17 protein-coding genes are annotated in these 22,559 nt (G+C 68.0%); 7 read left to right on the top strand and 10 right to left on the bottom strand.

Features of this window, described 5'->3' with window-relative positions:
- Nucleotides 1-81: 81 nt before the first annotated feature.
- On the bottom strand, nucleotides 82-2,703 hold the full coding sequence (locus ABD727_RS00450) for a [protein-PII] uridylyltransferase (RefSeq protein ID WP_344705419.1): 2,622 nt from the start codon (nucleotides 2,701-2,703) through the stop codon (nucleotides 82-84).
- On the bottom strand, nucleotides 2,700-5,288 hold the full coding sequence (gene mutS / locus ABD727_RS00445; protein WP_344705418.1) for a DNA mismatch repair protein MutS: 2,589 nt from the start codon (nucleotides 5,286-5,288) through the stop codon (nucleotides 2,700-2,702). The genes ABD727_RS00450 and mutS overlap by 4 nt, the downstream gene beginning before the upstream one ends.
- A gap of 104 nt (nucleotides 5,289-5,392) precedes the next feature.
- Here mutS and ABD727_RS00440 point away from each other — a divergent pair, with 104 nt between their 5' ends.
- Nucleotides 5,393-7,672, top strand: coding sequence for an NADP-dependent malic enzyme (locus ABD727_RS00440; RefSeq protein WP_344705417.1), 2,280 nt, complete (start codon nucleotides 5,393-5,395; stop codon nucleotides 7,670-7,672).
- On the opposite strand, the gene ABD727_RS00435 is transcribed toward ABD727_RS00440, so the two are convergent.
- The gene (locus ABD727_RS00435) at nucleotides 7,669-9,759 is read right to left on the bottom strand and encodes a RelA/SpoT family protein (RefSeq protein ID WP_344705416.1); all 2,091 of its coding nucleotides are present in this window, start codon (nucleotides 9,757-9,759) and stop codon (nucleotides 7,669-7,671) included. The genes ABD727_RS00440 and ABD727_RS00435 overlap by 4 nt on opposite strands.
- Before the next feature lie 152 nt (nucleotides 9,760-9,911).
- On the opposite strand from ABD727_RS00435, the gene ABD727_RS00430 reads away from it, so the two are divergent.
- A complete protein-coding gene (locus tag ABD727_RS00430; RefSeq protein ID WP_344705414.1) occupies nucleotides 9,912-10,424 on the top strand; it encodes a winged helix-turn-helix transcriptional regulator in 513 nt (170 codons plus the stop codon).
- A gap of 15 nt (nucleotides 10,425-10,439) precedes the next feature.
- On the opposite strand, the gene rpoZ is transcribed toward ABD727_RS00430, so the two are convergent.
- Nucleotides 10,440-10,781, bottom strand: a complete 342-nt coding sequence (gene rpoZ / locus ABD727_RS00425) for a DNA-directed RNA polymerase subunit omega (RefSeq protein ID WP_344705413.1) — start codon at nucleotides 10,779-10,781, stop codon at nucleotides 10,440-10,442.
- A 151-nt stretch (nucleotides 10,782-10,932) separates the two neighbouring features.
- Between rpoZ and ABD727_RS00420 the strand changes: the two genes are divergently transcribed.
- On the top strand, nucleotides 10,933-12,108 hold the full coding sequence (locus ABD727_RS00420) for a phospholipase D-like domain-containing protein (RefSeq protein ID WP_344705412.1): 1,176 nt from the start codon (nucleotides 10,933-10,935) through the stop codon (nucleotides 12,106-12,108).
- Nucleotides 12,109-12,111: 3 nt separating this feature from the next.
- Here ABD727_RS00420 and ABD727_RS00415 read toward each other — a convergent pair whose 3' ends face one another.
- Nucleotides 12,112-12,744, bottom strand: a complete 633-nt coding sequence (locus ABD727_RS00415) for a class I SAM-dependent methyltransferase (RefSeq protein WP_425566738.1) — start codon at nucleotides 12,742-12,744, stop codon at nucleotides 12,112-12,114.
- Between the two features lie 96 nt (nucleotides 12,745-12,840).
- Here ABD727_RS00415 and ABD727_RS00410 point away from each other — a divergent pair, with 96 nt between their 5' ends.
- Nucleotides 12,841-14,136: an MFS transporter gene (locus ABD727_RS00410; protein WP_344705411.1), complete on the top strand. Its 1,296-nt coding sequence runs from the start codon at nucleotides 12,841-12,843 to the stop codon at nucleotides 14,134-14,136.
- On the opposite strand, the gene ABD727_RS00405 is transcribed toward ABD727_RS00410, so the two are convergent.
- Nucleotides 14,133-16,433 (bottom strand): CDC48 family AAA ATPase, encoded by a 2,301-nt coding sequence (locus tag ABD727_RS00405; protein ID WP_344705410.1) that lies wholly within the window; start codon nucleotides 16,431-16,433, stop codon nucleotides 14,133-14,135. The two genes, ABD727_RS00410 and ABD727_RS00405, sit on opposite strands and share 4 nt — an antisense overlap.
- A 168-nt stretch (nucleotides 16,434-16,601) precedes the next feature.
- Here ABD727_RS00405 and ABD727_RS00400 point away from each other — a divergent pair, with 168 nt between their 5' ends.
- Nucleotides 16,602-17,849: a DUF418 domain-containing protein gene (locus ABD727_RS00400; RefSeq protein WP_344705409.1), complete on the top strand. Its 1,248-nt coding sequence runs from the start codon at nucleotides 16,602-16,604 to the stop codon at nucleotides 17,847-17,849.
- Here the strand turns inward: ABD727_RS00400 and ABD727_RS00395 are convergent.
- Nucleotides 17,846-18,304 carry a peptidylprolyl isomerase gene (locus ABD727_RS00395; RefSeq protein WP_344705408.1) on the bottom strand — a complete coding sequence of 153 codons (459 nt, stop codon included), beginning with the start codon at nucleotides 18,302-18,304 and terminating at the stop codon, nucleotides 17,846-17,848. The genes ABD727_RS00400 and ABD727_RS00395 overlap by 4 nt on opposite strands.
- A 143-nt stretch (nucleotides 18,305-18,447) precedes the next feature.
- Between ABD727_RS00395 and mgtE the strand changes: the two genes are divergently transcribed.
- Together mgtE and ABD727_RS00385 are read left to right on the top strand one after the other, a co-directional pair.
- Entirely contained in the window at nucleotides 18,448-19,896 is a 1,449-nt protein-coding gene (gene mgtE / locus ABD727_RS00390; RefSeq protein WP_425566737.1) for a magnesium transporter, read from the top strand.
- A gap of 47 nt (nucleotides 19,897-19,943) precedes the next feature.
- Nucleotides 19,944-20,345, top strand: coding sequence for a DUF1489 family protein (locus tag ABD727_RS00385; protein ID WP_344705407.1), 402 nt, complete (start codon nucleotides 19,944-19,946; stop codon nucleotides 20,343-20,345).
- On the opposite strand, the gene ABD727_RS00380 is transcribed toward ABD727_RS00385, so the two are convergent.
- The 3 genes from ABD727_RS00380 to ABD727_RS00370 all read right to left on the bottom strand — a co-directional run bounded on the left by ABD727_RS00380 (nucleotide 20,342) and on the right by ABD727_RS00370 (nucleotide 22,467).
- Entirely contained in the window at nucleotides 20,342-21,040 is a 699-nt protein-coding gene (locus ABD727_RS00380; RefSeq protein WP_344705406.1) for a GIN domain-containing protein, read from the bottom strand. The two genes, ABD727_RS00385 and ABD727_RS00380, sit on opposite strands and share 4 nt — an antisense overlap.
- Nucleotides 21,041-21,074: 34 nt before the next feature.
- Nucleotides 21,075-21,797 carry a head GIN domain-containing protein gene (locus tag ABD727_RS00375; protein WP_344705405.1) on the bottom strand — a complete coding sequence of 241 codons (723 nt, stop codon included), beginning with the start codon at nucleotides 21,795-21,797 and terminating at the stop codon, nucleotides 21,075-21,077.
- A 118-nt stretch (nucleotides 21,798-21,915) separates the two neighbouring features.
- Nucleotides 21,916-22,467, bottom strand: a complete 552-nt coding sequence (locus ABD727_RS00370) for a CarD family transcriptional regulator (RefSeq protein ID WP_344705404.1) — start codon at nucleotides 22,465-22,467, stop codon at nucleotides 21,916-21,918.
- Between the last annotated feature and the right edge of the window lie 92 nt (nucleotides 22,468-22,559).

Here is a 22,559-nt window from a genome sequence, read left to right as displayed (position 1 = left end):
GGGGACGCAAAGAGTTGACAGGGGGAGGGCCTCGCGAGCGATCGCGGGGCCTTTTTCCTGTGCGTTGGAGAGAGTGCCGCGTCAGGCGGCGGCAGCGCCCTTCGGCCGTTCGTCCGCCGCCGCGGCAAGCAGGGCAGGGCGGAGCAGCGCCACCTTTTCCGCTCCAAGCTTGGTGCCATTTGCCGTCGTCAGGTAGAAGACGTCGACGCCGCGATTGCCGTAGGTCGCAATATGCGCCGAGTGGACGACCAGCCCGCACTCGTGGATCGCCAGCGCCAGGGCGGCGAGCAGGCCGGGACGGTCGGCGGCCTGGACCTCGACGACGGTGAATCGCCGCGACGCCCCTTCGGCGATGGTCACCGACGGGGCGACCGGGAATGCCGGCGCAGCCTGGCCGGCAGGTAGGCTCGGTAGGCGCTCGTCTAGAAGCGCCGCCGTCACCTCGCGAGCGACGCGCAAGCGTCGGCGCTTGTCGCCATAGGGTCGACCCTGCCCGTCGTGGATCAGGAGATTGTCGAGCGCCATCCCATCGCGCGTGGTGTGAATCCGGGCATCGACGATCGAAGCCCCCGCGGCCGCGAGCCCGGCGCAGACCCGGTAGAACAGGCCGGGCCGGTCGGGCGCGAAGACGCTGACCCGGGTGGCACCTTCGGTCTCGCCCTCGACGCTGACCGAAGGTTGCGGCGGTCCGATCCGCGCCTCGGCCGCGGCGATCTGGCGCGCATTGTCGTGGATCCAGTTCTCGGGCTCGGCGAGCCAGTAACTGTCGGGCAGGCGCCGGGCATGAGCCCTGGCCGCGGTTGCGTTCCAGCCGAGAGCCGCGCGCACCTTCTCCTGCTTGGCGGCGACCTCTTCGGCACGGCCGCGCTGCTTGTGACCCAGCCGAAGCCGCTCCTCGGCAAGGTCGTGGAGATTCCTGATCAGCCGCCGCTTCCATTCGGTCCAGATGCCCGGCCCGACCGCGCGAATGTCCACGACCGTCAGGATCAGCAGCAGCCGCAGCCGCTCGGGACTTTGCACCACCGCCACCAGGTCATCGATCGTCTTGGGATCGGCAAGGTCGCGCTTGAAGGCGACGTGGCTGAGCAGCAGATGATGCCGGACGAGCCAGACCACCGTCTCGGTCTCGCCGGGGTCGAGTCCGAGGCGCGGGCAGAGCTGCTGCGCCACTTCGGCGCCGAGCAGGCTGTGGTCGCCGCCGCGCCCCTTGGCGATGTCGTGCAGCAGCACCGCGACATAGAGCGCGCGCCTCGATCCGATCTGCTTGAACAGGGCGGTAGCCAGCGGATGATCGTCAGCGAGTTCTCCCCGCTCCACCGCCGCCAGCAACCCGACCGCACGGATCGTATGCTCGTCGACGGTATAGTGGTGGTACATGTCGAACTGCATCTGCCCGACGACGCGGCGGAAGTCGGGAACGAAGCGGCCGAAGACATGGGCCTCGTTCATCCACCGAAGCACCAGTTCGGGATGGTCGCGAGTGGTCAGCACCTCGAGAAACAGGGCGTTGGCGGCAGGATCGTCGCGGACCTGCTCGACCAGCCTCGCGTCGCGGGTCGCAGCCCGCATGGCGCTCGGATGCACCTCCATCTTCTCGCGTGCGGCGAGCGCGAACACCTCGAGGAGGCGGCGAGGGTCTTCACGGAAGAAGCGCTCGTTCGGAATGGCGATCCGACCGCGATCGATGACGAAGCCGCCGAGCCGTCGAGGGCGACGAAGGAAGGTCGGAAGGGCGAAGCGCCGGCCCTTGGCGCCGAGTTGCTCGTCCAGTTGCGCGAGGAACTGACCGGTCAGGTCACCGACGGTCCGCGCCTGCAGGAAGTACATCTGCATGAAGCGTTCGACCGCATGCTTGCCTGGCCGATCGGCATAGTTGAGCGCCTCGGCCAGCTCGCGCTGGTGTGCGAAGCTCAGCCGCTCCTCGGCACGCCCGGCCGCACGGTGAAGCAGGCATCGGACCGACCAGAAGAAGCGCTCGGCGCGATCGAAGCGGGCGAACTCGGCCGATGTCAGGAGCCCGGCTTCGACCAGCTCGGCCGAGCGTGTGAGCCCACGCACATATTTGCCGACCCAGGTCAGGGTGTGAAGGTCGCGCAGGCCTCCCTTGCCGTTCTTGACGTTGGGTTCGACGAGGTAGCGGCTGTCGCCCATCTTCTCGTGCCGCTCGTCGCGCTCGGCCAGCTTGGCGGTAACGAAGTCGGCGGCGCTCCCCGCGACGACCTCCTTGTGGAACCGTGCACGGGCCTCCTCAAACAGCAGGGGATCGCCCGCGACAAGGCGGCTTTCGAGCATGGCGGTGCGCACCGTCAGGTCGGAGCGGGCGAGGCTCAGCAACTCGGGCACAGTGCGGATCGCCTGCCCGACCTTCAGCTTGGCGTCCCACAGCGCGTAGAGCGTCGCCTCGATCACCTGCTCGCACCAGGGCGCGCGCGGGTGCGGGGTGAGGAACATGAGGTCGACGTCGCTGAACGGCGCCATTTCGCCGCGTCCGTAACCGCCCAAGGCGACCAGCGCGACGCGCTCGGAGCTGGACGGGTTGGCACTGGGGTAGGCGGCCAGCGCACGGGCGAAGGCCTCGCGCACGACCTCGTCGGTCAGCCTGGCGAAGGCGGCGGCGTGCGCGCGTCCCTCGTGCGGGCAATCGTCCATCGCGACGAAGATGGCGGCGCGACCGTGCTCGACCATGTCCGCCAGCGGCGTCATCCGTCCCGCTCGTCGGCCAGCCGCTTGAGCGCGTAGAGCTGCTCGAGCGCTTCGCGCGGCGTCAGGCTGTCGGGCTCCACCGCTGCCAGCGCCTCGGCCAGCGGGTCCTTGGGCGGCTCCTTGGCAGCAAAGGCCGCGAACAAGGGAAGGTCGTCGAGCCCGGCGGCGATCCCGCCGGTCGCGTCGCGTCCGGCCTCGAGCTTGGCGAGCACCGCCTTCGCTCGCGACAGGACGGACGGCGAGAGGCCGGCCAGCCTCGCCACGGCGATTCCGTAGCTGCGATCCGCCGCGCCTTCGGCGACTTCGTGGAGCAGCACCAGCTCGCCCTTCCATTCGCGCGCCCGGACATGGTGGAGCGAGAGCGCGTCGAGCCGTCCAGCAAGCCGGGTCAGTTCGTGATAGTGGGTGGCGAACAATGTCCGTGCCCTGACCTCGTCGTGCATCGCCTCGACCACAGCCCAGGCGATCGCCAGTCCGTCGTAGGTCGAGGTCCCGCGGCCGATCTCGTCGAGGATGACGAGGCTTTGCTCGGTTGCCTGGGCGAGGATGGCCGCGGTTTCGACCATCTCGACCATGAAGGTCGAGCGGCCCCTCGCCAGATTGTCCGACGCGCCGACCCGGCTGAACAGCCGGTCGACCAGCCCGACCCTGGCGCGGCTCGCGGGAACGAAGCTTCCAGCCTGCGCCAGCAGCGCAATCAGCGCCACCTGGCGGAGAAACGTCGACTTGCCGCCCATGTTGGGGCCGGTGATCAGCCACAGCCGGTCGCCGCTGCCGAGGCAGCAGTCGTTGGCCACGAAGCGCTCGCCCGACGCGGTCAGCGCGCGCTCCACTACTGGGTGACGACCGCCCTCGATCTCGAGGCAGGCGCCCTCGTCGAGCGACGGGCGGGACCAGCGGCCCTCGGTAGACCGCTCGGCGAGACCGGCGGCAACATCGATTCGGGCAAGGGCATCGGCCGTGTCGGCGATCGGGCCGGCACGCCCGACGACCTGCCCGGTGAGCCGCTCCAGATGGGCATGCTCGAGGGTCAGCGCGTGGCCACCTGCCTCGAGCACCCGGCTCGCCTCCTCGTGCAGCGCCGGGCTGTTGAAGCGCACCGCGCCGGCCATGGTCTGGCGGTGCGTGAACCCGCTGTCCGGCGCGAGCAGCCGGTCGGCATGCCTGGCGGGTACCTCGACATGGTAGCCGAGCACAGCATTGTGCCGGATCTTGAGTGCCGAGATGCCCGTGGCTTCGCGGTAGCGACCCTCGAGCTCGGCGATCGCGCGCCGCCCGTCGCTCGAAGCCGAGCGAAGCTGGTCGAGTTCGCGGTCATAACCTTCGGCGATGAAGCCGCCCTTGGCCGGATCGAGCGGAGGGGAGGCGATCAGTGCGCGCGCCAGCTCGGATATGGCTTCGTCATGGCCGCCAAGCTCCGGCAACAGCTGGTCGAGCAGCACGGGTTTGAGTGACTGACGCTCCAGCATGTCGGCGAGCGATGCCGCTCCGGTTAGTCCGTCGCGAAGCGCGGCGAGGTCGCGCGGACCGCCACGCCCGGCGACCAGCCGACCCATCGCGCGCCCGATGTCGGGCAGGCTGCGAAGCGCCGATCGGACCCGCTCGCGGCGAATAGCATCCTCGTGCAGCCAGGCCACGAGGTCGAGCCGCTGCTCGATCGCCTGCCGGTCGGTGAGCGGCGCGGAAAGGTCGCTGCCGAGCAGCCGGCGGCCGGCGGCGGTGACGCAGCGATCGACCTCGGCGAGGAGCGAGCCCGCGATCCCGCCATCCTGCGCCCGGCAAATCTCGAGGCTGGCGCGGGTCGCCGCATCGATCGCCATGTGCTGCGCGCGCGACACCCGCCGCGGCATGGCAAGGAAGGCGGTCGAATCGCGTTGGGTGGTGTCGAGATAGGCGAGGAGCCCGCCGCAGGCCGCCAGCTCGGCGCGTCCCGGCCCGCCCAACCCTTCGAGGTCGGCGAGGCCAAACCGCCGCTTGAGCGCGCGCTCGCCCTCGGCGCTATCGAAGCCGTCGTGCCCCCAGCGTCCCGTGATCCCGCTGACCGGCTCCGCGCCGACTACTTCGGAAGGGGCGAGCCGGGCCAGTTCGGCGGCAAGCTCGTGGGCCGCGCAGGCGACGAGTTCGAAGCGTCCGGTCGAGATGTCGCAGGCGGCGATCGCCCACTCCTCGCCGGCGCGGCCGACCGCCGCCAGCCAATTGGAAGCCCCGCTCTCGAGCAGCGTGTCCTCGGTCAGCGTGCCCGGCGTGACCAGCCGGACGATCGCCCGTTCGACCAGCGCCTTGGAGCCGCGCGCCTTGCGTGCTTCGGCCGGGCTTTCAATCTGCTCGGCGATCGCGACCCGGTGGCCGGCTCGAATCAGCCGGGCGAGATAGCCTTCCGCCGAATGAACCGGCACGCCGCACATCGGCACCTCGTCGCCACGCTTTGTCAGCGCGATGTCGAGGCAGGAGGCGGCGACCTTGGCGTCGTCGAAGAAGAGTTCGAAGAAGTCGCCCATCCGGTAGAAGAGCAGCGCGTCACCGGCCTCGGCCTTGAGGCGGTGATATTGCTTCATCATCGGAGTGTCGGCGTCGGCCCGGGCCATTCGACCGTCCTAGCTGCTCGGCGCGTCACGCGTAACCACCTCGTTCGTCGCAAGTCGAAGACGAGGTTTGGGAATGACGCCAAAACTGGGCTAGAGCCCGTGCCATGTCCGAAAGCAATGTGAAGTTTTCCGAAGCCGAGGCGCTGCATTTCCACTCGCGTGGGCGGCCCGGCAAAATCGAGATCGTCGCCTCCAAGCCGATGGCGACCCAGCGCGACCTCAGCCTCGCTTATTCGCCGGGCGTGGCCGTGCCCGTGCGCGCGATCGCCGAGGATCCCGCAACCGCCTACGATTACACCGCCAAGGGCAACCTTGTTGCGGTGATCTCCAACGGAACCGCCATCCTCGGCCTCGGCAATCTCGGCGCGCTGGCGTCCAAGCCGGTGATGGAAGGCAAGGCGGTGCTGTTCAAGCGCTTCGCCGACGTCGATTCGATCGACCTCGAGCTCGCCACCGAGGACCCGCAGAAGTTCATCGAGGCGGTGGCGCTGCTCGAGCCGACCTTCGGCGGAATCAACCTCGAGGACATTGCCGCACCGGACTGCTTCGTCATCGAGCAGACGTTGCGCGAGCGGATGAACATTCCGGTCTTCCACGACGATCAGCACGGCACCGCGATCATTACCGCCGCCGGGCTCATCAATGCGTGCCTGCTGACCGGCCGCGACCTTCGCGATATCAAGGTCGTGGTGAACGGCGCGGGTGCCGCCGCCATCGCCTGCACCGAACTGATCAAGGCCATGGGCGTGCGCGGCGACCATGTCATCATGTGCGATCGCAGCGGGGTCATCCACAAGGGACGCACCGACCTCGACCAGTGGAAGAGCGCGCATGCGGTCGAGACCGAGCGGCGCAGCCTCGCCGACGCGCTCGATGGGGCGGACGTCTTCCTCGGCCTGTCGGCGGCCAAGGCGCTCAAGCCCGAATGGGTGCTCAAGATGGCGCCGTCGCCGATCATCTTCGCGATGGCCAATCCCGATCCCGAGATCACCCCGCCCGAGGCCAAGGCTGCGCGTCCCGACGCGATCGTGGCGACCGGCCGCTCTGACTATCCGAACCAGGTCAACAACGTCCTCGGTTTCCCCTTCATCTTCCGCGGCGCGCTCGACGTGCGCGCCACCGCGATCAACGACGAGATGAAGATCGCGGCCGCCAACGCGCTCGCGGAACTGGCCCGCGAAGCCGTTCCGGAGGAAGTGGCGGCCGCCTACGGCGGGGTCAGCCACCGCTTCGGCGCCGACTACATCATCCCCGCGCCGTTCGATCCGCGCCTGATGGAGGTCGTCCCCGCCGCGGTTGCCCAGGCGGCGATGACGTCCGGAGTGGCGCAGCGCCCGATCGAGAACATGGCGGCCTATCGCCAGTCGCTTCGGGCCCGGCTCAATCCGACCGTCAGCGTGCTCAGCCTCGCCTATGAGGCGGCCAAGGCGAATCCGAAGCGGGTGCTGTTCGCCGAGGGCGAGGAGCATGTCGTGCTGCGCGCGGCGATCGCCTTCAAGGAAGGGGGTTACGGGACCCCCGTGCTGGTCGGGCGCGATGACGTCCACGACCGCCTGCGCGAGCTGGGGATCGACGATCCCTCGGGCTACGAAGTCCTCAACAGCCGCAACTCCCCGCTCGTCGGGCGTGCGGTCGACCACCTCTACGCGAGGCTCCAGCGCAAGGGATTCCTGCGTCGCGAGATCGAGCGGATGGTCAACCAGGATCGCAACTACTTCGCCGCGGCGATGCTCGCATTGGGCGAGGCGGACGCGATGATCACCGGAGTCACCCGGCCGTTCAGCCAGTCGCTGCGCCAAGTCGAGATGGTCATCGATCATGAGCAGGATTCGGCACCCTTCGGGGTCAACATCATCGTCGGCCAGAACCAGACGGTCCTGATCGCCGACACGGCGGTGACCGAGCGGCCCAGTGCCGAGCAGCTCGCCGCCATCGCCATCCGCTCGGCGGCGTTCGCCCGGCGCATGGGCCAGGAGCCGCGGGTCGCCTTCACCAGCTACACGACCTTCGGCAACCCGCCCGGCGCCTACATCGGCGAGCTTCGCGAGGCGGTCGCGCTACTCGACGGCCGCAAGGTCGATTTCGAGTATGAGGGCGAGATGTCGCCCGACCTCGCGCTCAACCACGATCAGCAGCGGCGCTTCTACCCGTTCAGCCGACTCTCGGGTCCGGCCAACATCCTGATCATGCCCGGCCTCCAGTCGGCCAGCCTGTCGGCCAAGCTGCTCCGCGCGCTCGGAGGCGAGAATGTCCTCGGGCCGTTCCTCCTCGGAATGAAGCTGCCGGTCCAGATTGCGCCGATGACCGCGGGCGCAAGCGACCTCGTCACGCTCGCGGTGCTCGCCGCGGGCGGGGTCGAGGGCAATCGCAAGCGGCGGAGCTAGACCCGCTCGACGCTCGACACCTGGTCGGCGGCGCGCAACGCCGCCATGATCGCGTGGAGGTGGGCAAGATCGTGCACCTCGACGTCGACGTGGAAGGTGTGGAAGCTGCCGTCGCGGTGGACCTGCGCGAGGTTGACGATATTCGCGCCCTTGGTGCCGAGGATCGTCGCCATGGTGCCGAGTGCTCCGGCGACGTCGCGAAGGATGATGCACAGGCGCGCCGCCGCGCCGTCGGAGTCGTCGCTCCAGCTGAGGTCGAGCCAGTCGGCGTCAATTCCGCTCGCCAGCAGGTCGCAGCCGATCGCATGCACCTCGATTTCCTCGTCCTCGCGGCGCAGGCCGACGATCCGGTCGCCCGGAATCGGGTGGCAGCAGGGAGCGAGATGGAAGGCGACACCCGGGGTCAGCCCACGGATCGAGATGGCGCGGCGCTGCGCCGCAGGCCGCGGGGCGACGTCGCCTCCGGTCGAGCCCGGCATCAGCGCTTCCATCAACGCCTCGTCGCCGACCCGCTTGCGGGCGATGGCGATCATCAGCGCGTCCTCGTCCTCGAGCTTGAGCTTCTTGAGCGCGCGGCCGAGCGCCTCCTTGGCGAGCGGCACCGGTAGCCGGGCGACGATTTCGTCGTAGATCTTGCGTCCGAGCTCGACCGTCTCGTCGCGTTCCTTGTGGCGGACAAAACGGCGGATCGCCGAGCGTGCCTTGCCGGTCGCGACGAAGCGCAGCCAGCTCGGCTGGGGAGTCTGTGCGTCGCTGGTCAGGATCTCGACCTGGTCGCCATTGTCGAGCAGCGTCCGCAGCGGCACCACCCGGCCGTTGACCTTGGCGCCGACGGTCTTGTCGCCAAGCCGCGTGTGCACCGCGTAGGCGAAGTCGACCGGAGTCGCGCCCTTTGGAAGCTGGATCAGTTCGCCCTTCGGGGTGAAAGCGAAGATCCGGTCCTGGTACATCGCCATCCGGGTGTGCTCGAGCAGCTCCTCGGGGCTGTCGGCATGGTCGAGAATCTCGACGAGATCGTCGATCCAGGGAACGTGGATGTCGGCGGCGGGCTTGCCCTCCTTGTAGGCCCAGTGCGCGGCGAGGCCCTTCTCGGCCTGCAGATGCATCGCCCGGGTGCGGATCTGCACCTCGATCCGCATCTTGGCCTCGTGGATCACCGAGGTGTGGAGACTCTGGTAGCCGTTGCGCTTGGGCGTCGAGATGAAGTCCTTGTAGCGGCCCGGGACCATCGGCCAGCGGCGGTGGATGAGGCCGAGCGCGCGGTAACAATCCTCCTCGCTGTCGACGATCACCCGGAAGGCCATCACGTCCGACAGTTGCTCGAAGCTGATGTGCCGCTCGGCCATCTTGCGCCAGATCGAGAAGGGATGCTTCTCGCGCCCGGTGACCTCCGCCTCGAGGCCATTGTCGGCAAGGTGCAGTCGCAGCCCAAGCCCGATCCGGCTGACGAGGTCGCCGCCTTCGGCATGCAGCTGCGCGAGACGGCGGGTGATCGAGGCGTAGGCGTCCGGCTCCAGTTCGCGGAAGGCCAGCGTCTGCATCTCGTTCATGATCTCGTACATGCCGATCCGCTCGGCCAGCGGGGCATAGATATCCATCGTCTCGCGGGCGATGCGGCGACGCTTGTCCTCATTCTTGATGTGGTGAAGCGTGCGCATGTTGTGCAGCCGGTCGGCCAGCTTCACGAGCAGCACCCGGATGTCGTCGGACAAGGCGAGCAGGAACTTGCGGAGGTTCTCGGCGGCGCGCTCGTTCTCGGACTGGGCTTCGATCTTGCTGAGCTTGGTCACGCCATCGACCAGCCGGGCGACATTGGCTCCGAACAGTCGCTCGACCTCGTCGGGTGTCGCGACCGTGTCCTCGATCGTGTCGTGAAGGATGCCCGTGACGATCGTCTCGTCGTCGAGCTTCAGGTCGGTCAGGATTCCCGCCACTTCGATCGGGTGGCTGAAGTAGGGATCGCCCGACGCCCGCGTCTGCGATCCATGCGCCTTCATCGAGAAGACGTAGGCGCGGTTGATCAATCCCTCATCGGCATCGGGATCGTAGGAGCGAACCCGCTCGACCAGCTCATATTGGCGCAGCACTCTCTCTATGTGGGCCGGGCACGGGGCCTGTTGCAAGTGCGAAAAGGTGCGTCGTGGCGGCAACACTGATGCAGGTTAGTGCCGACTCGGGTGGCGAGCCCGAATGAACTATGCTCAAAGCACAATCGCTTATCGTGGGGGGTTCACAACCGATGGCGCGTGATGTCGGACATGTCAGGGCCTTCAAGCTTTCGTCCGAAGCTTGCCCGATCCCCGCTGCAATACAGTTGATCGGTGAGCGCTGGACCTGCTTGATCCTGCGCGGAGCGATGCTCGGCCTGTGCCACTTCGAGGAATTCCAGGCGTGCCTCGGCATCGCCCGCAACATCCTCAGTGATCGTCTGGCCCGACTCGTCCGTGCGGACATCCTCGCCCGCACGCCCGATCCGCACGATCGCCGCAAGGTCATCTACGCATTGACCGAGCGCGGCGCCGGCCTCCTGCCGGTACTGGTCGCGATACGGCAATGGGGGCTTGAGGCAGGGCTCGGCAAACCCTCGCATCCCGCCTTGGCTGATCGCCGGGACCGCCGACCGGTGGCGCCACTCAGCGTTCGCGCGCACGATGGTCGCGTGCTGGCGATGGAGGATCTGGTGTGGATCGGTGCAGACGGCGAGGAGCTGGCGCCGCCGCTCCCCCCGCTGGCTAAACGGGACGCCGCCTGAGCGGCATCTCCTCAGTTATTCGTAGTCGCCGCCCGACGGGGTCGGACGCGGCGGAGCGGCCGCGGTCAGGCGCAGCGCCTCTGCCGATTCGCTGAGCGAAGCCAGCTCGTCGGTCGCATCCTCTTCGTCGATCTGGACACGCTGCAGGCTCGAAACCACCGCTTCGTGAAGCTCGCGAGGACGGACCGTCTCCTCGGCAATCTCGCGCAGGGCGACAACCGGGTTCTTGTCACGATCGCGGTCGATGGTGAGGTCCGCGCCACCCGAAATCTGCCGGGCGCGCTGCGCCGCCAGCAGGACGAGATCGAAGCGGTTCGGGATCTTGTCGACGCAATCTTCGACAGTGACGCGTGCCATATGGCGTGGCCTTCACAATTTGCTGACGGGAAGAGAAGGTCGCGGACCTAGGTGGAAGAGGCTTCCAAGTCAAGGAAAGCAGCCTCTGAGCCGGCTCGAACGTTGTCTCGCCATGCTTGCGCGCACCACCACAACAGCTACCGAGCCGGCCATGCCCGCCGAGGACCCGAAGCCACCCGCCCCAGGCGAGCGAATCTGCGCCGAGATCGCGGGTACCAGGCTGACCCTGCTCGAGCATGGCGGCGAGCGGCTTCAGGTCCTGCTCGAGATGATTGACGGCGCCCGCCAGTCGATCCGGCTGCTGTTCTACATGCTCGATGCCGACGCCGCGGGCGAAGCCGTGCGCGACGCGCTGATCAGGGCCGCGCGCCGCGGGTGCGAGGTGAGGGTGGTGCTCGACGGTTTCGGCTCGGACATTCCCTCCGGCTACCTCGATGAGCTCAAGACCGCCGGGGGCCACAGTTGCCTGTTCCATCCCCGGCTCGGTGCGCGCTACCTGCTGCGCAATCACCAGAAACTGGTCGTGGTTGACGACCGTCAGGCGCTGACCGGGGGCGCCAACGTGACGGTCGACTATGTGAGCGACCATTCCGATGAGCGCTGGCGCGACCTCTGGCTCCATCTCGACGGGGCGGCGGTGCGCGCGGCGGCCCGCTACTTCGACGCGATCCAGCGCTGGACCACGTCCACGCGCCCTCGGCTCCGCGACCTGCGCCGGCTCCTTCACCGCCACACCCAGCACAAGGGAGCGCTTCAGTGGCAATATTCGGGGCCGGTCCGGCGCGGCCACCCCTGGACCGTCGGGATCGCCCGGGACCTCGTCCAGGCCGAGCGGCTGGACATGATCTCGGCCTATTTCTCGCCGCCTTTCGCGATGCTCCGCCGGCTGTGGCGGCTCGGCGACCGGGGCGAGGTGCGGATCGTCACCGCGGCACGAAGCGACAACAATGCGACGATCGCCGCGGCCCGGCACACCTATGCCCGGCTGCTCCGCCACAAGGTACGGATGTTCGAATTCCTGCCCGAGAAGCTCCACACCAAGCTGCTGATCGTCGACGATGTCGTCCATATCGGCTCGGCCAACTTCGATTTCCGCAGCCTTTATCTCAACCTCGAGATGATGCTTCGCATCGACGACAAGGGATTCGCCGACCAGATGCGCGGCTATTTCGAGCGGCAGCTCGCGGAATCGCAGGAGATTACCCCGGCGCTCCACCGCGCGCGGGCGACCTGGTGGAAGCGGCTCAAGTGGACGCTTTCCAACTTCCTGGTGACCGCGGTGGACTATACCGTGACGCGCCGGATGAACTTCGGCGCCGAGGGCTGACCTCTATTCGGCGGGCTCGCGCCAGGCCCAGAACAGCGTCGCGGGCGGAACGTTGATCCATTCGAAGCCGCGCTCGATCCGCTCGAACACCGGAGCGATGAAGTCACGCACCTTGGGGCTGAACTGGTAGACGAGGAACGCGCCGCCCGGCCGGATCGCGCGTGCCGTAGCCGCGCCGATCTCGTCGCCCACGCCCGGCGGCAGGGTCGAAAAGGGCAGGCCCGAGAGCACATAGTCGGCCTTGCCGAGCCCGCGGTCCTCGAGCACCTTCTCGACGTCGGCAGCGCTGGCGGTCACCGCCACCAGCCGCTCGTCGTCGATGCTTTCCTTGAGGAAGGCGGTAAACTCGGCATTGGTGTCGATCGTCACCAGCTTCGCATCGGCCGGAAGCCGGTCCAGGATGATGCGGGTGAACGTGCCGACACCCGGGCCATATTCAACGAACAGCCGGGTCTCTTCCCACTTCACCGGACCGAGCATGCGGTCGATCAGCTTGCGACTGCTCGGGATCACCGAGCCGACCATCACTGGGTTCTTGAGGAAGCCGCGCAGGAAGGCCAATCGTTCGGAGCTGGAGCGACCTTGGCGGGCATGGCGGCGCCGTTCCTTGAGCGCTCGGGCAGTCGTGGCTTGCATGGGGGCTCCGGCTAGGGCGTCGTCGGTAGACAAGCAACCGAAAAGCAAATGCCTGCCGCCTTGGCAAGTTCCGGCGAGCCGCTAGGAGCGGGGCGCATGGCGAACCGTTCTCCATCGCGGCGGAAGGTGGCCGGCTCGGCGCTGACCACGCCGCATTTCCTGCTGCTCTACTCCGCCATGCTGGTCGCCGCCGCCGGCAATACCGCGCTGCAGTCGGTGATGCCGGCGATCGGGCGCGAGATCGGGATCGCCGATCTGTGGGTCGCCATCGCCTACACCTGGAGCGCCGTGCTGTGGGTGTGGCTGGCGCCCTTCTGGGCGGAAAAGAGCGACCATCACGGTCGCAAGGCCCTGACCCTCCTCGGACTCGGCGGCTTCATCATCTCGATGACCCTGTGCGGGCTGGTGCTGATCGCCGGCCTGTCAGGCTGGCTTGCACCGGCGGTGACCTTCCTCCTGTTCGGGCTGTTTCGAGCGATCTACGGAGCGCTCGGCTGCGCCACGCCGAGCGCGACCCAGGCCTATCTCGCAAGCAAGACCCGGCGCTCGGCCCGCACGGCGCAACTGTCGGCGCTTTCCTCTTCCTTCGGCCTCGGGACGATCGTCGGCCCGGCGCTGGCGCCGCTCTTCGTGCTTCCCCTCATCGGCCTGCCGGGGCCGCTGTTCGCCTTCGCCATCATCGCTATCATCGTCTATGTCGCGATCAAGGTCGGCCTGCCCGAGGATCGCGGCGCACCGGGCAGGGGGCGCGGGGCGGCGATGAGCTATCCCAGCCTCGCCTCGATGATCACCGGCGCGAGCGTGAGGGCGGCGACCACGCCCACCCGGCAGAAGCGATTGTCGTGGAAGGATTCGCGCATCCGCCGCTGGATCCTCGCCGGAGTGATCGCGGGGCATGCCCAGGCCGCGACGCTGACCTGCCTCGGCTTCTTCATCATCGACACGCTGTCGCTTCAGCCGCGCGGGGCCGAGGGTCCGATCGCGATCGTCATCATGGCCGGCGCTGGCGGCACGTTGGCGGCGCAGTGGGGGCTGATCCCGAAGCTCGACCTCAGCCCCCGCGCGCTGATCGTCTGGGGCTCGGCGATCGCCGCCGCCGGGCTCGGCCTCACCGCCCTCGCCACCAGCCTCTACGGGCTGGTGCTCGGCTTCGGTATCGCCTCGATCGGCTTCGGCTTCACCCGCCCGGGCTTCACCGCCGGCGCCAGCCTCGCCGTCCCGCTTGCCGAGCAGGGCGGCGTGGCCGGGGTGATCACCTCGGCCAACGGGATCAGCTACATCGCCGCCCCGACGGTGGGGATGGCGCTCTACGCGCTCGACCCGCACCTGCCCTTCGCGCTGGCGGTGCTGGTCGTGCTCGCGCTCGCCTGGTGGGGGCGAACCCTCCGCTAGCCCTTGCCGCCAGGCCGAGGGGTCAGCATGCCCGGACTGATGAAGCCGATGCCGCCACGATCCGGGCGCACCGCGTCGCTCTTCAACGTGTCCTGGATGCGCTCATATTCCGCCAGCATTTCGGGGGTCACGCTGGCCCGCGTGTCCGTCAGCGCCTTCTCGAAGTCGGCCATGGTGACTTCGGTGCTGTCGAGCGAGCGGCGAAGTGCGGTCAGGCCCGCCCGCCGGGTGAGATCCTCGAGGTCGGCGCCAGTGAAGCGATCGGTCCGCCGGGCCAGCGTCTCCAAGTCGACGTCGGCGGCCAGCGGCATGTCCTTGGTGTGGATGGCAAGGATCCGGCGGCGTCCGGCGACGTCGGGCGGACCGACGTAGACGAGTTCGTCGAAGCGACCGGGCCGGAGCAGCGCCGGATCGATCAGGTTCGGCCGGTTGGTGGCGCCGATCAGCACGACACCCTGCAGCTCCTCGAGCCCGTCCATCTCGGCGAGAATGGTGTTGACCACCCGCTCGGTCACCTGCGGCTCGCCCATGCCGCCGCCGCGGGCGGGGACCAGGCTGTCGAGTTCGTCGATGAAGATCACCGTCGGCGCGACCTGGCGGGCACGGGCGAACAGCCGGGCGATCTGCTGCTCGCTCTCGCCATACCATTTGCTCAGCAGGTCCGAGCTCTTGGTCGCGATGAAGTTGGCCTGGCTCTCGCGCGCCGCCGCCTTGGCGAGCAGGGTCTTGCCGGTGCCGGGCGGACCATAGAGCAGGAAGCCCTTGGCCGGGCGGATTCCGACGCGGCGGAACGCCTCGGGGTTCTTGAGCGGTAGCTCGACCCCTTCGCGCAGTTTCGAAGCCGCGGCATCGAGACCTCCGACATCGTCCCAGCCGATGGTCGGGACCTGCACCATCACCTCGCGCATCGCCGAGGGCTGGACCCGCTTCAATGCATTGTCGAAGTCGGACTGCAGCACGCTCAGCCGGTCGAGCACTTCGGTTGGCAGGCTGCCGTCGCCAAGGTTGATCTCGGGCATGATCCGCCGGACCGCCTCGAGCGCAGCCTCGCGGGTCAGCGCGGCAAGGTCGGCACCGACGAAGCCATAGGTCCGCCGGGCGAGCGCATCGAGGTCGACGCCGTCGGCAAGCGGCATGCCTCGGGTATGGATCCCAAGGATTTCGCGGCGACCGGTCTCGTCGGGCACCCCGACCACGATCTCGCGATCGAACCGGCCCGGGCGGCGAAGAGCCTCGTCGATCGCCTCGGGCCGGTTGGTCGCGGCGATCACCACGAGGTTCTGGCGCGGTTCGAGGCCGTCCATCAGCGTCAGCAGCTGGGCGACGAGGCGCTTCTCCGCCTCGCCCGACACTTGGTCGCGCTTGGGCGCGATCGAGTCGATCTCGTCGATGAAGATGATCGACGGCGCGGCCTGGCTCGCTTCCTCGAAGATCTCGCGGAGGCGCTTCTCGGACTCGCCATAGGCCGAACCCATGATCTCGGGTCCGGCGATGTGGAAGAATTGCGCGTCGCTTTCGTTCGCGACCGCGCGCGCCAGCCGGGTCTTGCCGGTGCCGGGCGGTCCGTGCAGCAGCACGCCCTTGGGCGGATCGACGCCAAGGCGCTGGAACAGTTCGGGATGGCGCAGAGGAAGCTCGACCATCTCGCGCAGCGCGTCGATTGTGCCCTTGAGCCCGCCGAGATCGTCATAGGTGACGTCGGCCCTGCGCTCGCCATGCTGCTCGGTATATTCGGGCAGAAGCTCGACCACGGTGTTGTTGTCGATGTGGACGATCCCGCGCGGCGCGGTGCTGACCACGTTGAGCCGGATTTCCTGCAACGCGAAGGCGGGCGCGTTGAGCAGCTGCCGGACATGGTCGGGCATGTCGGCATTGACCCGTTGGTGCCCGGCGGTCGCGATCGTGTCACCGGCGGTCAGCGGCCGGGCGGCGAAGCTGCGCTTCAGCGCCTCGGCCGAGCCCTGAAGCCGGATGTTGTTCTGCGCCGGGGCGAAGACCACGCGGGTCGCCGGCTTCGACGTTCCCCGCCTGACCTCGACGAAGTCGCCCGAGCCGACCCCGGCATTTGCCCGCTGCAAGCCGTCCAGCCGAATGATGTCGAGCCCTTCGTCGTCGCCATAGGGCCGCACCGCCCGCGCCGGAGTGGCGCGCTTGCCCTCGATCTCGATCACGTCGCCGTCGCTGAGCCCAAGCGCATCCATGATCGTCTTGGGTACCCGAGCGATTCCGCGGCCACTGTCCGCCGGCGGCAGGTTGGCCACTTGCAGGCGGCGAATGTCGGTTTCCACGTCGGCCATATTTTCTCCTTGGGCCGCCCAACGGAAAGCGGGCCCGGGCGGTTCAATTGGGGGCGGGGAGGCGCGTAAAAAAGGGGCTGTGCCGAGACGTGCCACGGTGTCCGCCTCTCTGGCGTTCGCTCATCGCCTGTGAGACACTCGCTCCAGACAGACGTGCGGGGGCAGGTCATGACATCCAGCGCAGCCACACCGGTCGGCACGAACGAGCGCCACAACATCCTCGACGCGTTGCGCGGCTGGGCCCTGCTCGGTGTCCTCACCGCCAACATGACCACCTTCATCGGCTTCGGCTACGCCTCTGACCCCGAACGCGATGCTGCACTGGCCAGCCGTTTCGACGATCTGGCCGAACTCCTCATCGAGTGGCTGGTCGTCGGCAAATTCTACTCGCTCTTCTCGCTCCTGTTCGGGATCGGCTTCGCGCTCCAGCTTGACCGGCTCCAGCGACGCGGGGAGGGCGCGGCCCGCTTTGCCCGACGGCTGCTTGTCCTGTTCCTGTTCGGCCTTGCCCACCTCTTCCTGCTGTGGATGGGCGACATCCTCGCCCTTTACGCGCTGATGGGGTTCGCGCTCCTGCTGTTCCGCCAGGCGAGCGACCGTGCGCTCCTCCGCTGGGCGGTATTCCTGTGGCTCGTTCCGATCGGCTGGTCGGCGATGATCCACCACGCCGGGATCGACCCCGCCGGGCCGATATACGAATTGGCGATGCGCGAGTTTGCCGCCCGCGGCGTGGACCTGTCGATCAGTCCCGCGGCCTGGCTGAACGACGCCGACTATCTCGAGCAGCTCAACGCCAACCCTGCCGCCGTCCTGCTGAGAATCGGCGACCTCACCTACCAGCTGCGGCCAGCCAAGGTGCTCGCCATGTTCCTTCTCGGACTGTGGATCGGACGCCGGTCGCTCTTCGCCGACCCTTCGGCACATCGGCCGCTGCTGTTGCGGGTCGCGAAGACCGGAATGGGAGTCGGTCTTCCGCTCGCGCTCGTTCGCGCGATCCTTCACATGAACGCGGGCGACAGCCATCCGCTGCGCTTCGCCGAGGAGACGCTCTACTGCATCTCCACCCCGCTGCTCGCGCTCGGCTATGCCGCCGCCTTCACCCTGCTGTGGAGCCGTGGCCGTCGGGCAATCCTCTCCTGGCCCGACCCCGCCGGTCGCATGGCGCTCACCAACTATCTGGCGCAGTCGCTGGTGCAGAGCCTCGTCTTCACCGGCATGGGGTTCGCGCTCGCTACCCGTTTCGGGCTCGTCTTCGTGCTGCTGTTCGCTCCGGCGCTGTTCGCCGCGCAGGTCGTGCTCAGCCGGTGGTGGCTGGCGCGCTTCCGCTTCGGGCCGTGCGAATGGCTGTGGCGCAGTGCCACCTACGGCCGGGCGCAGCCGATGCGGCTCGCCCGGCCGGTGGTTGGGACAGCCTAGGCGACGGTCGCCTTGACGATGGTGCCCGGCTCGCGCGGCGGCTCGCCGACCGGAAGCGCGTCGACATGCTCCATGCCGCTCTCGACCTTGCCCCACACGGTATACTGCCGATCGAGGAAGCGGGCGTCGTCGAAGCAGATGAAGAACTGGCTGTTGGCCGTATTCGGCTGATTGGTCCGGGCCATCGAGCAGGTGCCGCGGACGTGCGGCTCGGCGTTGAACTCGGCCTTGAGGTCGGGAAGCTCGCTTCCGCCCATGCCGGTGCCGGTCGGATCTCCGCCCTGCGCCATGAAGCCCGGGATGACCCGGTGGAACTTGACGCCGTCGTAAAAGCCTTCGCGCGCAAGGCCGGCAATGCGCTCGACATGGCCCGGCGCTAGGTCGGGGCGAAGCCGGATCACGACATCGCCGCCGCTCGAGAGGGTCAGGGTAAGGGTCTGGGCGTCGTCGGCCATCGGGCAAGCTCCTGGGAAACGTTGAATGCGCGCCACTTAGGGACGCGGCCCGCCAAGCGCCACCCTTGGCCGGGGGTGACAAGTCGGCTGCCCCATGACAGGAGGCGCCGGACGACTTGCGCCAGCGGAAAGGGAGGGCAAAGATGAGCGAGCGTGATCCGCTTGATCCCGTTCTCCTGCCGCCCGGCGAGGCGGACACCGCGGAAATTGATCGCCCCGACCACGACCATGAGGTGATGGACGACGAGGATCGGCTCCGGCCGGAATTTGTCAGCCAGGTTCTCGACGCGGTCGACGAAGGCGACAATGAAAGCGCGAGGGCGCTGGTCGAGCCGCTCCACCCCGCCGACGTTGCCGACCTCATCGAGCTTGCCCGCGCCGACGAGCGCGAGGGACTGGTCGCAGCGCTCGCCGAACTGGTCGACGCCGAGGTGCTGGCCGAGCTCAACGAGCACGTCCGCGAAATCCTCATCTCTGAAATGTCGCCCGAGCGGGTCGCAGAGATCGCGGGCGAACTCGACACCGACGATGCAGTCGCGATCATCGAGGATCTCGAAGAGGACGAGCAGCGCGCCGTCCTGAGGGCGATGGAGCCCGACGACCGCGCCGCGATCGAGGAAGCGCTCACCTACGGCGAGGAGACCGCCGGCCGCCTGATGCAGCGCGACCTCATCGCGGTGCCCGAGCATTGGACCGTCGGCCAGGTGATCGACTACCTCCGCTCCGACGCGGATCTCGCCAACGACTTCTGGGAAGTGTTCGTCGTCTCGCCGATTCACCACCCGGTCGGGACCTGCAAGCTGTCCACCATCCTGCGCTCCAACCGGCAGGTGATGGTCAGCGACATCATGGCGCTCGAGCAGACCCTCATCCCGGTCGACATGGACCAGGAAGACGTCGCGCTTCGCTTCCAGAAATACGCCCTCGTCTCGGCCGCGGTAGTCGATGGCTCGGGCCGGCTGGTCGGCATGATCACCGTCGACGACATCGTCCACATCATCCAGGCCGAGGCGAGCGAGGACGTGCTGCTCCTGTCCGGTGCGGGCGAGGGCGACATCAACGAGCCGGTGCTCGACAGTTACAAGGCGCGGGTGCGCTGGCTGATCGCCAACCTCCTCACCGCTCTCCTCGCCTCGACCGTCATCCGCATGTTCGAAGGCTCGATCGAGCGACTGGCGATCCTTGCGGCACTGATGCCGATCGTCGCCGGCGTCGGCGGTAACGCCGGGACCCAGACCCTCGCGGTGACCGTCCGCGCGCTTGCCACCAACCAGCTGACCGGCTCCAATCGCTGGCGCGCGGTCGGGCGCGAGATGCGGGTGGCGCTGATGAACGGCGTCACCGTCGCCACCCTGGTCGGGATCGCGGTCAGCCTGATCCTCGGCTCGCCGCAGCTCGGCGCCGTGATCGCCGCGGCCATGCTGTTCAACGTGCTGATCGCGGGCTTCGCCGGCGTGCTCGTTCCGCTGACCCTGGAACGCTGGGGTGCCGACCCGGCGGTCGCCAGCTCGATCTTCGTGACCATGGTCACCGATTCGATGGGCTTCCTGCTCTTCCTCGGCTTCGCGACCGCATCGGGTCTGACCGGCTAGACAAGACAGCATTGGAAAGACGCGACTTTCCACCCTATCTGCCTTTCGTGCCGCTTCACCTCACCAAAGTCGCCGTCGGTTGCCGGACCATCGAGAGCCTCGAGAAACGCACGGTTTCGCGCGCCGCGAACGGCGAGGTACGGGTGGTGACCCGGATGCGGCCCAAGCGCATGCCCGAGCTTGTCGGCGGCTCGCTCTACTGGATCGTCCGTCACCGGCTCGTCGCCTGCCAGACCATCCTCCGCTTCGAGGATCGCCCGGACGGTCGGCTCGATATCGTCTGCAAGGACCGGCTCGATCTCGTGCCGCCGCAGCCCAAGCGCGGCCATCAGGGCTGGCGCTACCTCGAGCCCGACGGCGCGCCGCTGCCGGGTGACCATGACGAGAGCGGTCTGGGCACGCTCCCGCCCTTGCTGTTCGTCAAGCTGTCGGCGCTCGCTTTGGTCTAGCGGCGCGCGGCCCGGCAGCCGGTGACGCTTGCCGATCCGCTCGACTTGAGAACGCAGGCCGGGTTGCCCGCCAGGCGAACTTGGACGGGCCCCGAGGCGGTCACGGTTGCTCGGCTGCGGGCGAAGACGCTGGCCTCGCTCGAGCCCTCCGCGGCGATGGTCGCCTCGTCGCTGAGCAGGCGCTCGGCATCGAGGCTTGCCGATCCCCGCGCGGCCAGCGTCGCGATCTTGGCCCGTCCGGCCAGCCGGAGCGCGCCGCTGCCATTGACCGACGCCGCGACCCGGTCGGCATCAAGATCGGCGACGCTCAGCGATCCGGGTCCCGACAGGCGCAGCTCCACGTCGAGGCCGCGAAGGCGGTCGATCGCCAGACTGCCCGAGCCCGACAGGCTCGCCGAACGGAGATCCGGAGTGCCGAGCGCGATCCGCACCGGCTCGCCGCTCTCGCGCGCACCCTGGTTGGCGCGCTGGCGCAGGATCAGGGTCCTCCCCTCGACCCGAAGGTCGATCGCGTCGAGGTCGACCGATCGACCCGTCGCACGGCCGAAGGACGAGCGCCCCACTACCAGCGTCACCGCATAGGGTCCCTCGATCCTTATCCGGTCGAAGCTGGTGACGGTGAAGCTGCGCGGAAGGCCGGCAGCGCTGAGCGGCGTCGTTGCCGCGAGCAGGAAGAGGGCAAGGTGACGGGTCATTTCGTCACCTTGCCCCCGCATGGTTAAGAGTTGCTCAAGAGCAGCGGATGTCGCCGCTGCCCTGCTTGCTCGACTGGCACTTGGCGCCGCCGCTGATCTCGATGTCGCCCGATCCGGCGATGTTCGCCTTGGCTTCACCGGTAACCCGGGCCTTGATGTTGCCGCTGCCCGCGATGTTGGCCTCGGCCCGCGCCGCTGTCAGCCCGCTGGCATCGAGGTCGCCCGAGCCGGCGATCGAATATTCGGCGCGGTCGGTCTGACCCGCCGCGTGGACCTCGCCCGAGCCGGCGATCGCGAGCTTCAGTTCCTTGGTGGAAAGCGCGCCGAGCGTCAGGTCGCCCGAGCCCGCCACCTCGCCTTCGAAGCGGTCGGCGGTGATCCGGTCGATGGCGATGTTGCCCGAGCCGGCGACCGCCGCATTGGTCAGCGCGGGAACGGTGATGCTCACCTTGGCCGTGCCGCCGCTCCACTGCATCCCGCCGAACCAGCCTTTCTTCTGCGGGCGGATCACGAGCTTGCCGCGCTCGACCACCGCTTCCATGCCCTCGATCAGCTTCTGCGGGCCTTCCGCCCGGATCGAGGCCGCCTTGCCGGTCGACACGGTGACATCGAACGGACCTGCGACCTCGAGCCCGTCGAACGCCCCGACCTGGAAGCTGCGTGAGACGGTCGGGCCGTCATTCTCCTTCGCCCCGGCCGAGCAGGCGGCGGTGGCGAGAAGCACGGTCGTGGCCGAAGCGAGAAGCAAGTGACGCATGGAAGTCCCCTTTCAAGCTGTATTGCATGCGTAATACAGCACGGCGAGGGAGCGCGCAAACAAAAAGGCGCCACCCTCGCGGGCGGCGCCTCCTTGATCCTGGATCGATGGAGAAGCCTCAGGCTTCCTCCACCTCTTCCTTGTCTTCCTTGCTCTTGGCGTGGACCAGCACGGCCTTGTTGAGGATCTCGTGGATCTTCGCCAGGGCCGACTTCTCGTCGGTCTGCTCCATCGCGCCGAGTTCGCGCGCCAGGCGCGAGGCGGCGGCCTCGAAGATCTGCCGCTCCGAATAGCTCTGCTCGGGCGCATCGTCCGGACGGAACAGGTCGCGGGTCACCTCGGCGATCGACGACAGGTCGCCCGAGTTGATCTTGGCTTCATATTCCTGGGCGCGGCGCGACCACATGGTGCGCTTAACCTTGGGCTTGCCCTTGAGGATCTCGAGCGCAGCGGTCATCGTCTTGTCGCTCGACAGCTTGCGCATGCCGACCGAGTCCGCCTTCAGCACCGGAACGCGAAGGGTCATCTTCTCCTTCTCGAACCGGAGCACGTACAGGTCGAGGCGAGTGCCCGCGATCTCGGTGCTCTGCAGTTCCACGACACGCCCGACACCATGCTTGGGGTACACGACATAATCGCCAACATCGAAGCTAAGCGCTTTCGCTGCCATTCTTCACCTTTCCAGATACGCAGATATGAGACATTGACTGCGGCGCCCCCCAAGTCGCCCCGCGGCCCTGTGTCTCCTCTTGCGGACAATGG

The sequence above is a fragment of the Sphingomonas swuensis genome (assembly GCF_039538045.1).
GTDB classification, from domain to species: Bacteria; Pseudomonadota; Alphaproteobacteria; order Sphingomonadales; family Sphingomonadaceae; genus Sphingomicrobium; species Sphingomicrobium swuense.
This window is presented reverse-complemented; position numbering and strand designations above follow the sequence as displayed.

Bases quoted from the DNA above. Each gene is read 5' to 3' on its own strand.
- mutS (WP_344705418.1), bottom strand. From the start codon at position 5,288: ATGGCCCGGGCCGACGCCGACACTCCGATGATGAAGCAATATCACCGC.
- mgtE (WP_425566737.1), top strand. From the start codon at position 18,448: ATGAGCGAGCGTGATCCGCTTGATCCCGTTCTCCTGCCGCCCGGCGAG.
- ABD727_RS00380 (WP_344705406.1), bottom strand. From the start codon at position 21,040: ATGACCCGTCACCTTGCCCTCTTCCTGCTCGCGGCAACGACGCCGCTC.
- rpoZ (WP_344705413.1), bottom strand. From the start codon at position 10,781: ATGGCACGCGTCACTGTCGAAGATTGCGTCGACAAGATCCCGAACCGC.
- ABD727_RS00440 (WP_344705417.1), top strand. From the start codon at position 5,393: ATGTCCGAAAGCAATGTGAAGTTTTCCGAAGCCGAGGCGCTGCATTTC.
- ABD727_RS00450 (WP_344705419.1), bottom strand. From the start codon at position 2,703: ATGACGCCGCTGGCGGACATGGTCGAGCACGGTCGCGCCGCCATCTTC.
- ABD727_RS00370 (WP_344705404.1), bottom strand. From the start codon at position 22,467: ATGGCAGCGAAAGCGCTTAGCTTCGATGTTGGCGATTATGTCGTGTAC.
- ABD727_RS00375 (WP_344705405.1), bottom strand. From the start codon at position 21,797: ATGCGTCACTTGCTTCTCGCTTCGGCCACGACCGTGCTTCTCGCCACC.
- ABD727_RS00415 (WP_425566738.1), bottom strand. From the start codon at position 12,744: ATGCAAGCCACGACTGCCCGAGCGCTCAAGGAACGGCGCCGCCATGCC.
- ABD727_RS00395 (WP_344705408.1), bottom strand. From the start codon at position 18,304: ATGGCCGACGACGCCCAGACCCTTACCCTGACCCTCTCGAGCGGCGGC.
- ABD727_RS00430 (WP_344705414.1), top strand. From the start codon at position 9,912: ATGGCGCGTGATGTCGGACATGTCAGGGCCTTCAAGCTTTCGTCCGAA.
- ABD727_RS00420 (WP_344705412.1), top strand. From the start codon at position 10,933: ATGCCCGCCGAGGACCCGAAGCCACCCGCCCCAGGCGAGCGAATCTGC.
- ABD727_RS00405 (WP_344705410.1), bottom strand. From the start codon at position 16,433: ATGGCCGACGTGGAAACCGACATTCGCCGCCTGCAAGTGGCCAACCTG.
- ABD727_RS00410 (WP_344705411.1), top strand. From the start codon at position 12,841: ATGGCGAACCGTTCTCCATCGCGGCGGAAGGTGGCCGGCTCGGCGCTG.
- ABD727_RS00400 (WP_344705409.1), top strand. From the start codon at position 16,602: ATGACATCCAGCGCAGCCACACCGGTCGGCACGAACGAGCGCCACAAC.